This is a genomic window from Ferruginibacter sp. (genome assembly GCF_031430955.1).
Lineage (GTDB): Bacteria > Bacteroidota > Bacteroidia > Chitinophagales > Chitinophagaceae > Ferruginibacter.
The window spans coordinates 1-12,749 of the sequence record NZ_JANPCM010000085.1 but is presented as its reverse complement, the minus strand read 5'-3'; the positions used below and the strand labels follow the sequence as shown (position 1 = coordinate 12,749).

The following is a 12,749-nucleotide window of genomic DNA, read 5'->3' as shown; positions in this document are numbered from 1 at the left end:
TCCTTTTCCTCCCCTTTGGGGGAGATAGAGGCGGCCGGAATGAACAAACAAAAACGATACAGCATTAAAAAAATACTTTTTGCCATATTATGGTTAACTGTAGGAGTAAGTACAACTGTGCTGCTGGTAGCTGCTATTAAAAAAAATGATCTAAAAAAATGTAAAGATGTTGAAATAAAAATATCCGGTATTGAAAATACTGGCGGTCCAAAATTTGTTGATGAAGATGATATTTTAAATGCAATAAAAAATGTTTGCAAAACCAATCCCATTGGCCAGGCAATAGGCTCGTTCGATTTAAGAAAAATTGAAACAGAACTGGAAAAAAGTAAGTGGGTAAAAAATGCGGAGTTATTCTTTGATAATAATGATATCTTAAAAGTAAATCTGCGGGAGAGAGAACCTGTAGCAAGAGTATTTACAGCATCCGGTACATCTTTTTATATTGATACTGCATTAACGATGTTGCCACTAAGCGATAAATTTTCTGCAAGGCTGCCGGTGTTCACTGGTTTTCCTTCGGAAAATATTGTTTTATCAGCAGCCGACAGTAGTTTATTAAATGATATAAAAAATATCAGCATCGCCATTCAAAAAGATACTTTTAGAATGGCGATGATAGACCAGGTAGATATTACTGCGGAAAGAAATTTTGAAATGGTTCCTAAAATTGGTAACCAGTTAATTGTGTTTGGCGATGCAACTGATGCCGAAGAAAAATTTAATAAGCTGCAGTTATTTTATAAAAATGTAATGGTAAAAACCGGCTGGAATAAATACAGTGTAATTAATGTGCAGTTTAAAAACCAGGTGGTGGCAAAAATAAAAGGTGCCGAAGAAAAAACGGCCGACTCAATTAGAACAATACAAATAATGCAAATTATTGCATCCAATGCTGCAAAGCAGTCAGAAGATTCTGTACAAACAATTTTGCAGGATAATAATAACAATACTGCCGACAGCAGTATGATTCAGCAATCGATACAAAGAGAAGATAATTACGAAACATCACATCGTTTAAATAATTTACCTCCGCAGCCAACAACCACTCAGCCGGTAATAATTCCGGCAAACACTAATCCGTTACCCATTGTAAAACCTGCGGTTACAAAAACGGCAGCATCCAATCCAATTTCTTCTAAAAAACCAATAGCTGCAAAACCTGCAGTTGTAAAATCCAATCCAGTTAGCAAGAGTAATATTGTTGCTCCTGTTAAAAAACCAATCATCAATTCAGTTATTAAACCAATACCGGCAAAACCAAAAGTGGTAATGCCCAATAAAAATGATTATGCTCCTGTGCCTTAAAAGGGGAATGATTGTATAATAAAATATAAATAAGAAAATTAGAAAAATTTAATAGAAAAGATTAAATAAACATACACAAACATTCTTGTTCCTTTTTAAGGGGTAGGGGTACAAACAAAACATACAACTATGCATCACGAACAACCCATCATTGTAGGACTCGATATCGGCACCACAAAAATTGCTGCTATTGCCGGACGTAAAAACGAATACGGCAAACTTGAAATTCTAGGTTTTGGCCGTGCCAACAGTAACGGTGTACAACACGGCATGGTGTTAAACATCGATCAAACTATTAAGGCCATTGAAATGGCATTAAAAAATTGCTACGACAGTAACCCCAATTTAGAAATTGGAGAAGTGTATGTAGGTATTGCTGGCCATCATATAAAAAGTTTGCAAACACGTGGCGATATTGTAAGGCAAAGTATTGAAGAAGAAATTCGCCAGGAAGAAATTGACCGCTTAGTTGCAGATCAATACCGTACTTATATTCCTGCAGGAGATCAAATTATTGATGTTATTCCGCAGGAATTTACAGTAGATAATTTTCAAAATATCCCCAACCCCATTGGATACAGTGGTGTAAAAGTGGGTGCTAACTTTCATATAATAACCGGAGATAAAAATGCTATCCGCAACATTAACCGCAGTGTTGAAAAAGCAGGCTTGCAAACAAAAGATTTGGTATTGCAACCATTGGCTTCTGCAGCTGCAGTAATGTGCGACCAGGATTTAGAAGCTGGTGTTGCCATTGTAGATATTGGCGGCGGTACAACAGACCTTGCCGTTTTTTACGAAGGCATTTTAAAACATACTGCGGTTATCCCTTTCGGCGGCGAAAATATTACCAACGATATTAAAACCGGATTAGGGGTTTTAAAAACTCAGGCAGAGCAAATGAAAGTGCAGTTCGGAAGTGCATTGAGCGACGAAGCAAAATCAAATGCATTCATTACAATTCCGGGTTTACGTGGTATGGCGCCAAAAGAAATTTCTGTAAAAAATTTAGCAGGCATTATACAGGCACGTATGAGTGAGATAATGGATTTTGTTACTTATCATTTAAAACAGGTTGGGCTGGATACAAGAATGTTGAACGGCGGTGTAATATTAACTGGTGGAGGTTCTCAATTAAAACATTTAATTCAGTTAACAGAGTATGTAACAGGATTGAATGCACGAATTGGTTATCCTAATGAACATCTTGCAGCCGGCCATATTGATGAGTTGGCAAAACCCATGTACAGCACCTGTATTGGTTTAATATTAAAAGGCTACAATGATTATGAGAATAAAAACAAACAGTTTGAAGAAACTTTCAGAAAAGTGGAAGTGCCCGAAAGTTTGCAGCAGCAACCTGTTGACGAAACGCTTGATGTGGTGGAAGACACTAAAGCTGTAAAAGTTAAACAGCGCAAAACATTAAAAGGTTTTATGGATTCTTTTAAAATTGGATTGATAGATTTATTTAAAGAAGAAGAGGACGCAAAATTGTAGCCCCTCCTATCCTCCCCGGAGGGGAGGGAAATGGAGAAGATTATTTCGAAGACGCATAGGATAGCATAACATAATTAAAGATGAATAAAGAAATAATAGTATCCCGATAAAAATCGGGAAGTGACACAACAATGATGATTAAAGATTAAATGACCGTTTAAAAAAAAATTCTTAACTAACCCAATATTAATGTTCAGTACATATTTTTCCTTGTTTACTAATCGAAAATTAGGTGCTGTATAAATTCTAACAGTTCTTCAAAGTCCCCCTTAGGGGATTTAGGGGGCTTTAAAACAAACAACTATGATACATTTTGATTTGCCAAAAGAACAATCCTCCATTATTAAAGTGATTGGAGTTGGCGGCGGTGGCAGCAATGCAGTTAACCATATGTTTTCGCAAAACATTGAAGGTGTAAATTTTATTATTTGCAATACAGATGCACAGGCAATTGCATTAAGTAAAGTGCCTAACAAAATTCAGTTGGGGCCGCACTTAACACAAGGCTTAGGCGCTGGTGCAAATCCTGCCATTGGCAGGCAGGCAACCGAAGAAAGTTTAGAAGAAATAAAACGGATACTGGAAGTAAATACCAAGATGGCATTTATTACTGCCGGCATGGGTGGTGGTACCGGTACAGGTGGCGCACCAATCTTAGCAAAAATTTGTAAAGATTTAGGTATACTAACGGTGGGGATTGTTACCACTCCGTTTGCTTATGAAGGAAAGAAAAGAATTGCACAGGCAGAAGAAGGTGTGATGCTGTTGAAAAATCATGTGGATACTTTGCTGGTGATAAGCAATGATAAACTGCGCCACCAGTTTGGTAATTTAAAAATGAAAGAAGCTTTTGCAAAAGCAGATAATGTTTTAGCCACTGCAGCAAAATGTATTACGGATGTAATTAACAGCACCGGTCAAATTAATGTGGATTTTGCCGATGTATGTACAGTAATGAGTAATGGTGGTGTAGCAATTTTAGGCAGCGCATCTGCCGAAGGCGAAAACAGGGCACAGGATGCTATTGAAAATGCTTTGAACTCTCCATTGCTGAACGATAACGACATTAAAGGTGCAAAATGGATTTTGATAAATATTAATTCTGCTGAAGGCGAACATGAGTTTACCATGGATGAATTGGAAGTAATTCAAAATCATTTATTGAGTAATGCAGGAGAAGATACTGATGTTATTTTAGGTTTGGGTTACGATAATAGTTTAGGCAGCCAGATTGGTATTACATTAATAGCAACAGGTTTTGAACATAAGGATCCGTTTGAAAAAAAGGCAACTGTTGAAACAACAGAAGTAAAGAAAGATGACGATAAAATTGTGATGACACTGGAGATGCCGGTAAAAGAAATACCTGTTTTAAAAGTTGTAAAACCAATACAGCAACCCACTTTGCAATTTGAAGAAGAAGAGGATAAAGCCATTGCAGAAATAAGTGAAACACCCGCTGTGCAATTTGTTGAAGATGAAATGATGCCTAAGCTGGTAGAAACTAAAAGTGAAAAAATAAAAGTAGAACCACCAGGTAAAATTACTGGGGAAAAGCTTGGGGAAAAAATTGAAGAAGCGCCTGTGTTTTTTGAAATATCTTCGGCGAAAGATCAAACACCTGTAATAGCGTTTGATATACCCACAACTCCGGTACCCAGCGAAAAACCCGTTATTAAAACCAGCGTTCAAACAATTATTTCAACAAATAAAAATGCTAGCAATGCTCCTTCGTCGGGGGTTAAATTGGCGAAGCCTGCACAAATTTATGTGGAGGAACAGCCAGAAGCAAAATCCAATTCTAAAGAGGAGCTACTGCCGTTGCAGATAACAATCAAGGCCGACGAAACCGGGATTGAAGACATGCAGATGGTAGTTAAATCCCATCAAGCGGCGGAGGAAGAGCAACTTGTACAACAAACTCAGCCCATCATGATGTCCAATGTTGAGGATCTTGCACCGCAGGACGAAACAGAGGAACTTAGGCGCCGGGCTATAGAACGCATTGCGAAGCTGCGTAATTTGTCATTCAACATCAATGCAGCCGATCCGAATAATGAGTTTGAAATGGTTCCAGCTTACCTTCGCCGCAATATGGAATTACATAATTCTATTGCAGAAGTAGAAAATTTTTACAGCAACTACACTGTAAAATCCGACGATAATAACCAGGCGGAGATCAGCACCATCAACAGTTTTTTAGAAGGCAAAAAACCAGATTAAAGTATAGCAACATTTATTTAAAATTTATATTTATAGCCCTGCTTGAAAAAGCGGGGCTTTATGCATATATCCTCCGTATTTTTTTGCCAGGTAGCTAGGCGAAAAATTTGCAGCTAATAATATAATACCAATTGGACATTTAATCTACCTGCTAAAAATTGTCAGGTTGAGCTTGTCGAAACCGGGTGCAAGAGTAAACACGCCTTCCACAAGTTCAGGCTGACAATGTATTTTCAATGTCCAATTGGTATAACAGCAGTATGTATCAAACTAAAAAATAGTAGTAGCTTAAATATTGTTGCTGTTAATACAGGAGTTGCACCCATTAAAATTAAAAATTGCTTATGATTAAATTTTCCATTGATTTTATGGGTAAAATCCAAATAATTTCCACGCTAATCCGATAAAAGAATTTAATAAATATTTCACTTTTTATAATTTTAAGAGAAAGCGGACACAGTATTGTACACTGTTTGTTAATAAAAGTATAGCAAATATCATAAAATGATTAAACCGCCATACTAAAACAGAATTAAAAGCTTTAAAAAAACAGCTGAAATAAATTTGAAAGATTTTTTTAAATGATAATTACAAAAAGATATGAAGAATTAATTACTCAGGTTGAGGAATTGAAATCCCGGCTTAGGAAAGCCAATAATATTATTGATACTATCCGCTCGGTGCAAGCAGATGCTTTTATTGTGAAAAAAGATGAATTTATAAGTACAGCCAGCCACGAATTAAAAACACCAGTTACAAGTATTAAAGGATATGTGCAATTGTTGCAATACACTTTTAAAAAAGAAGGTAATACAAAAGCTGCCGGATTATTAAAAAGGGTAGATATGCAGGTAAATAAACTTGCAAATCTTATAAGTGATTTGCTGGATGTAAAAAAAATAAAAAACGGTCAATTGCAATATCATACCGGTTGCTTTGATCTTAATGAACTGGTTAAAGAAATTGCAGAAGAAATGGAAAACGTTTTAAAGGAGCATGTTATTGTAACAACACTTGGGCCTGTAAAAAATATTTATGGCGATAGAAATAAAATTGGCCAGGTAATAAAAAATTTTCTGGAAAATGCAGGCAAGTATTCTGTACCCGGCAGTTTAATAGATATTAAAAGTGTTAAAAAACAAAATTCAATTCTATTAACAGTGCAGGATTATGGCATTGGAATACCTGAAAAGCAGCAATCCAAAGTATTTGAAAAGTATTACAAGGTTGATGACGATAAAGAAAATACTTATTCAGGCCTTGGCCTTGGTTTATATATTTGTTCCGAAATTATTAAACATCATAATGGGACTATTGGTGTAAAAAGTGTAAAAGGTAAAGGGGCTGAATTTTATTTTAAATTACCTGCCGGTTAAAATTTAATTATTATAATGACAAAAGAAAAAAAAATATTTATTGCCGATGATGATCCCGACATTTTAGAGATATTGTCTTTAATGCTGCGTACCAATAAATACAATGTGCAGGCAAGTACTAATGCCAATGATATATTTAAATACCAGGAAGATTTACCAGATTTAATATTGCTGGATATCTGGATGTCGGGGTTAGATGGCAGAGAAATATGTAAACGTTTAAAAGAAAATAAATTAACTAAAAAAATTCCTGTAATATTTGTTTCGGCCAATTCCAATATTGAAGAAATAACTCACCAGTATAAAGCACAGGGTTATATCGCTAAACCTTTTGAAATGAAAAAACTTTTAAAGGAAATTGATGTTGTTTTATACAAAGACAATTAATTAAGCAAGTACACGAAAATATTTTTATTACTTTCAGCCTGATAATAACTTCAATTTAAAATTTGCTCTCTTTTTTAAATGTGTGAATTGTATAAGTAAAATTTTAAATTATATAAGGGTTATACATAATATTGAAATACCTTTCAAGTTAAGTATTTATTTATGATGTATAAAAATTTACAAAGCATTACCAAAAAACTAAACGGCACATTTAAAAAAAATACTGCTTTGCAAGGTGATAATCTACGCTATCTGGCTTTTGATAATGCAGCACAGGCAAATATTATTACTGCTGCCAATACAGGAAAAATAATAACCGTTAACAGCGCCGCCTGCAAACTTTTTGGGTATTCTAAAAAAGAACTGGTAACTAAAAACCGAACAGATATTTTTGATATAAGAGACAGCAGTTTTAAAAAATTACTGAAACAAAGAAAAGAAGAAGGAAAATCTGTTGGATTGATAACTGCAATAAAAAAGAGTGCTAAAACATTTACCTGCGAAATTACTTCTGCAGTTTTTACAGATCAGAATGGAAGAAAAAGAGCGATTACAACAGTTGCAGATATAAGCCCCAGAATTTTATTGCAAAAGGAAATTGACAGTAAAAAGGAAAAGGTTGTTGCAGATAATATCAGTATCGCTAAATTAACACAAAAGGAAATTGACATAAAAAAAGAAAAAACTGTAGCAGCTAATATAAGTATTGCTAAATCAACACAAAAAAAAATTGATATAAAAAAAGAAAAAGTTGTAGCAGCTAATATTATTCTTGCCCGTGCAAAATCTGATGCCAGGGTTGTAGAAAATAATAAATGGATAAAAAGTATTGCCAAAACATCGTACGATGTAATGTGGGACTGGGATACCGCTACTAACCAAATTTATGCAGGCGATAGTATTGAAGAAGTGTTTGGCTACAAAGTGCAAAACAATACGATAAGCTTTTCAGATTTTCTGAAGTGCCTTCTTCCCGCTGAAAAAAGTATTGTAGAAAAAAAAATATTGAAAACACTCGGTTCTTCAAAAAATAGCTGGAGTGATTCATACATGCTCAGGCGAAAAGATGGCTCAATAGCTGAAGTTACCAGCAGGGGAAGTATTTTGAGAGATGAAAAAGGTAAGGCGGTTAGATTAATAGGCGCTACGAAAGACATAAACAGGCTGCAGCAACTGGAAAAAAAACTGAGAGATCAAATTATAATACAGGAAGAACAGCGCAAAAAATTTTTGCTTGCTGCAAAACTTTCTTTTGATGTGATATGGGACTGGGATTTAAAAACTAATGAAGTTTTTTTAGGTGATGGCTTTGAGGAATTGTTTGGCTATGTAATTAAAGATAATAAAGGTAATATGATTACTGACTGGGTAAATTATCTGCACCCTGATGATAAAGAAGCGATAACAATAGAATTGCGAAATACTATTGCATCTGCAGCGGCACATTGGGAACATGCTTACCGTGTTACCCGTGCCGATGGATCTATTGCTAAAGTATATGTAAGGGCAAGCATCATCAGGCATGCAGATGGTAAAGCACACAGAATGATTGGTGCTATGCAGGATTTATCAAGACAAAAAATACTGGAAGAAAAATTGGAACTTGAAATTAAATTAAAAGGGCTGCAAATTGCCGAAGCTGCGGAAGATGCAAAGGAAACAGAAAGATCGGATATTGGTAAAGAGCTGCATGATAATATTAACCAGTTACTTGGTACATCAAAAATGTATATTGAAATGGCAAAGCGGGGCGGAGCAAACAGCCACATGTATTTAAACCGCTCTACTGAATACACACTTTCTGCTATTGAAGAAATTAGAAAATTATCAAAGGGACTTATTACTGATATTATTAAAAATATGGGGCTTGCTGAAGCAATAGAAAAACTTGCTGCAGATATGATGGAAGTTAACCCTGTAAAAATATATTTTTCGCTAAAAAAATTTACCGAAAATAGCGTGACCAATAAATTAAAATTGAACATTTTAAGAATGGTGCAGGAACAGTTAAATAATATTTTTAAGCATGCTAAGGCAAAAGAAATATGGATAAGCCTTACAAAAAAACAAAAAACGATTTCGCTGATTATTACAGATAATGGTATTGGTTTTAATACTGCTGTAAAACAAAACGGTATAGGAATTGAAAATATCAAAAACAGGGCAGTGTCTTATAATGGTACAGCCAATTTTGTTTCTCAGCCGGGTAAAGGCTGTGTTTTAACTGTAACCATTCCTTCAGAGATATAAATTTTGTGGTCTATCAAAAAATAGTTGAAGGCTTTATAATTCTACTACCAACAACTCAACAAAAACATTTTTACTTTTTAACAGATAGTTGTTTTTCATTTTAATAAATGGTATAATGGATTCTCATTTCTTGATTCCGCTTAATTCGAAATTATGCGCAAGATTAAACGAATATTTTTTGTATTTATAATTCCTGCCTCATTTGCCTGGCGGTTTTACTGCTTCCATCGTGGCTCCATCCGGGGGGCATAAATAAATATTTTAGGCGGATGCTTAATGGCAACTTTTTTGTAACATCTTTACCAATATTTTGCCACTCGTGAAAAATTATTTTAAGTGGATGATTGCTGTTAATCACAGTTTTTGTAAGTCCGTATTTTACAGGCTCTCCTTTTATTTCTTCCTGAAATGTTCCCAATATTTTATCCCAGATAATGAGGCACATGCCCATGTTTTTATCTAAGTAAATAATATTGCTTGCATGATGCACCCTGTGGTGGCTGGGACTTACAAAAAAAACTTCAAACCAACGCGGCATTTTGTTTATGTATTGTGTGTGTACCAGTATGCCATAGGTTTGTGTAATGGAATACATAAAAACAATATCCACAGGATGAAAACCAAATAATGCCAGAGGAATAAAATAAAAAAACCGGTACACCGGCTGTAATACAGATGAACGGAAACCTGTGGTAAGATTAAACTCTTCTGATGAATGGTGTGTAATATGTACTGCCCAAAATATACGGCAATAATGATCTATACGATGCTCAATGTAAAATGTAAAATCTTCTAAAATAAATAATGCAAACCAGTAGAAATAAGCATTTTCGATTTTAAAAAAATGATGTTCAAAACTCCAGGTAAGTATGCTGATGTAAAATAACCAGCGCAAAAACAAATCGAGACCTGCATTTACCAGGGTGAGGTAAACATTTTGCAGTGTAGCTTTTAAAGAATAAAATTTTTTTTGCTGCCAGTTGCTCAATAAAATTTCTGTACCAATTAAAATGGTATAAAAGGGAACTGATAAAAGTATAAACAATGTTTCCCTTGCAGACTGCATAGACAATTGTATGTTGAATGGTTAAAGTTGGATGTCTGATTTATGATGTCAAATGTCTGTAGTTTGATACTGGATTTGTAAAACAAATCAAATCACTGTACTGCTACTTAAATCAGAAATCTAAAATCAGAAATCAGAAATTGCCTACACTGCCATTATTTCTTTTTCTTTTGCAGCTAAATGTTTTTCTATAAGCCCAATAAATTTATCGGTAATATCCTGCGCCTCTTTTTCGGCATCTTTACAAATATCTTCGCTAAGGCCTTCTTTCTGTAATTTTTTTATAGCTTCTATATTATCCCTGCGTATGTTGCGTACGGCAATTTTTGCTTGCTCGCCTTCGTTGTTACAGCGTTTTACCATTTCCTTTCTTCTTTCTTCGGTAAGGGGTGGTAAAAACAAACGTATTACGGTGCCATCATTTTGCGGATTGATGCCAATATTGGCCATAGTGATTGCCCTTTCAATTGCCTGTAGCATATTTTTTTCCCAGGGCTGTACCGAAATAGTACGGGCATCTAATACAGATACATTGGCAATTTGATTAATGGCTGTGGGGTTGCCATAATAATCTGCCATAATACCATCCAGCATTGTGGGGTTGGCTTTGCCTGCACGTATTTTAACCAGCTCTGTTTCCAGGTGGTTAATGGCTTTATTCATTGATGATTCTGTGTCGCTGAGTATTTTATCTAATCCTTCGGCCATAATTATAAATATTAGGTGGCTGCAAAGCTATAAAAAAGAACCGTTATTTACGGTATACATTTAAAATTAACGGTACATAAAATAAATGCATTTTTATTTTATATGCTGTTTAAAAATAAGTAAAATGAAAAATGAAATGAAGGCAGCAAAAAATTAATCAGCCTCCACACTTTCGGGGGCAAGCGAAAATATTTTGCGTGGCTTTATAATATTGTTATTGGTGGCTACAGTATTATTATTTGCTACAGTTTTGTTTTTTGGACGGCTGTAATAAATAATACCAATAAATGTGAAAGCTGAAACCAATAAAATACCGAGTAAAGTTGTAGTTCCCAAATGGCGTAAAAAATAAGCTGATGCAATAAAAATAATATTAACCGATACACAGGTAAAAGTTACCATGCGGTGGCTAAAGCCAATATCTAATAAAAAGTGGTGTACATGTGTTCTGTCGGGGCTAAAAGGAGAGCGGCGGTCTAAAATCCTTAAAGTAAAAACCCTTAAAGTATCAAAAAGAGGAATCATTAAAATAGCAAAACCAATTGCAGGCGATGCTTCTAATGCGTATGCAGCGGCAGGGTTGCCGGCAATATTAATAAACTTAATAACTAAAATGGCATTCACCAGGCCCAATAAAAGAGAGCCGGTATCACCCATAAATATTTTTGCAGGAGAAAAATTATAAATTAAAAATGCAATAATACTGCCCGAAAGTGCAAACGCCATCACAGCATAAGTTAACTGGCCTGCAATAAAAAAGTAAGTGCCAAATACAAGTGTAGTAAGTACACCAAGGCTGCCCGCCAGTCCATCTACACCATCAATTAAATTAAAAGAGTTGGTAATAACTATAATGGTAAAAATAGTAAGTATAATACTTGCAATATGGGGTATTTCGTAAATGCCTAAAAAGCCGTGCATATTAGATAGCTGTACGCCGCCAAATTTTATAACAATACCTGCTGCTATTAACTGGCCTATAAATTTTTTACTGGCCGATAAAACCAGAATATCATCTTTAAGGCCTAAAAAGAAAATAACTGTTGCAGCTGCTGCAAAATATTGTAATTCGGAACCAATACCAGAAGGAACACCCATTAATGTAGCAATAATAAACCCTGCAAAAATGCCAAGGCCACCTAAGGTTGGGATAACTGTTTTATGAACTTTGCGTTCATCAGGCTCATCAAATAATTTTTTATCCTTGGCTACCTGAATAATAATAGGTATTGCAAAAAAAGTTATTAAAAAAGCCAGGGCCGCACTAAGTAAGATATTATCCATTCAATTTATTTAATGGCATTTATTATGCTGCAAAAGTATTAAATATGTTTTAAGTAACCTTAATATTTTAAAGAAATACTTATAACTTTTGGGTAAGACCCAACTTAATGCCAGAAAGCTGCCTCATATTTAATTTCGGGAGAATTTGCTTAAAAAATCGTTTTCCCGTGATTATTTTTAAAATAACGGAAAAATTATAAACTTATTATTAACTATTTAACCAAACAGCCGTTTTTTAATTTTTCTGTAAATTGATTTAGAGTAGGTTTGCAGCGAAAAAATAGTTTAAAACTTTAATTCTTAATAATAAAATTAATCATCCAAATGAATAGTTTACCCGAAATAGCATCGCAAATACGCAGGGATATTGTACGCATGGTTCATGGTGTGCAAAGTGGCCACCCCGGCGGTTCTTTAGGCTGTACCGAATATTTTACTGCCCTGTATTTTAATATTATGAAACACAATCCTGCATTTAATATGGATGCTGCCGGCGAAGATGTGTTTTTTTTAAGTAACGGACATATATCTCCCGTGTTTTACAGTGCCCTTGCCCGTAGTGGTTATTTCCCGGTTAAAGAACTGGCCACATTCAGAAAATTAAACTCCCGTTTACAGGGGCATCCTACCACACATGAGCATTTGCC

Annotated in this window: 9 protein-coding genes and 1 pseudogene; 7 read left to right on the top strand and 3 right to left on the bottom strand. The window is 34.9% G+C overall.

Translation table 11 applies throughout. From position 1 onward, the window contains the following. Positions 1-39: 39 nt before the first annotated feature. The 6 genes from ACY65O_RS02395 to ACY65O_RS02370 all read left to right on the top strand — a co-directional run bounded on the left by ACY65O_RS02395 (position 40) and on the right by ACY65O_RS02370 (position 9,044). Complete coding sequence (locus ACY65O_RS02395; RefSeq protein WP_462219255.1) at positions 40-1,308, top strand: cell division protein FtsQ/DivIB; 1,269 nt, start codon at positions 40-42, stop codon at positions 1,306-1,308. A gap of 129 nt (positions 1,309-1,437) precedes the next feature. Continuing rightward, positions 1,438-2,808 carry a cell division protein FtsA gene (ftsA, locus tag ACY65O_RS02390; protein ID WP_462219254.1) on the top strand — a complete coding sequence of 457 codons (1,371 nt, stop codon included), beginning with the start codon at positions 1,438-1,440 and terminating at the stop codon, positions 2,806-2,808. Between the two features lie 303 nt (positions 2,809-3,111). Further along, positions 3,112-5,031: a cell division protein FtsZ gene (gene ftsZ / locus ACY65O_RS02385; RefSeq protein WP_462219253.1), complete on the top strand. Its 1,920-nt coding sequence runs from the start codon at positions 3,112-3,114 to the stop codon at positions 5,029-5,031. 581 nt (positions 5,032-5,612) lie between these two features. Beyond that, positions 5,613-6,407: a sensor histidine kinase gene (locus ACY65O_RS02380; RefSeq protein WP_462219252.1), complete on the top strand. Its 795-nt coding sequence runs from the start codon at positions 5,613-5,615 to the stop codon at positions 6,405-6,407. Between the two features lie 15 nt (positions 6,408-6,422). Beyond that, positions 6,423-6,794 carry a response regulator gene (locus ACY65O_RS02375; RefSeq protein WP_462219251.1) on the top strand — a complete coding sequence of 124 codons (372 nt, stop codon included), beginning with the start codon at positions 6,423-6,425 and terminating at the stop codon, positions 6,792-6,794. Positions 6,795-6,956: 162 nt separating this feature from the next. Further along, positions 6,957-9,044 carry a PAS domain-containing sensor histidine kinase gene (locus ACY65O_RS02370; protein WP_462219250.1) on the top strand — a complete coding sequence of 696 codons (2,088 nt, stop codon included), beginning with the start codon at positions 6,957-6,959 and terminating at the stop codon, positions 9,042-9,044. A gap of 184 nt (positions 9,045-9,228) precedes the next feature. On the opposite strand, the gene ACY65O_RS02365 is transcribed toward ACY65O_RS02370, so the two are convergent. From ACY65O_RS02365 to ACY65O_RS02355, 3 genes are all read right to left on the bottom strand, one after another. Next, entirely contained in the window at positions 9,229-10,110 is an 882-nt protein-coding gene (locus ACY65O_RS02365) for a sterol desaturase family protein (RefSeq protein ID WP_462219249.1), read from the bottom strand. 144 nt (positions 10,111-10,254) lie between these two features. Then, complete coding sequence (gene frr / locus ACY65O_RS02360; RefSeq protein WP_462219248.1) at positions 10,255-10,818, bottom strand: ribosome recycling factor; 564 nt, start codon at positions 10,816-10,818, stop codon at positions 10,255-10,257. Positions 10,819-10,971: 153 nt separating this feature from the next. After that, the gene (locus tag ACY65O_RS02355) at positions 10,972-12,102 is read right to left on the bottom strand and encodes a glycosyltransferase family 4 protein (RefSeq protein WP_462219247.1); all 1,131 of its coding nucleotides are present in this window, start codon (positions 12,100-12,102) and stop codon (positions 10,972-10,974) included. A gap of 324 nt (positions 12,103-12,426) precedes the next feature. Here ACY65O_RS02355 and ACY65O_RS02350 point away from each other — a divergent pair. Beyond that, positions 12,427-12,749, top strand: a pseudogene (locus ACY65O_RS02350) (transketolase); the annotation flags it as partial.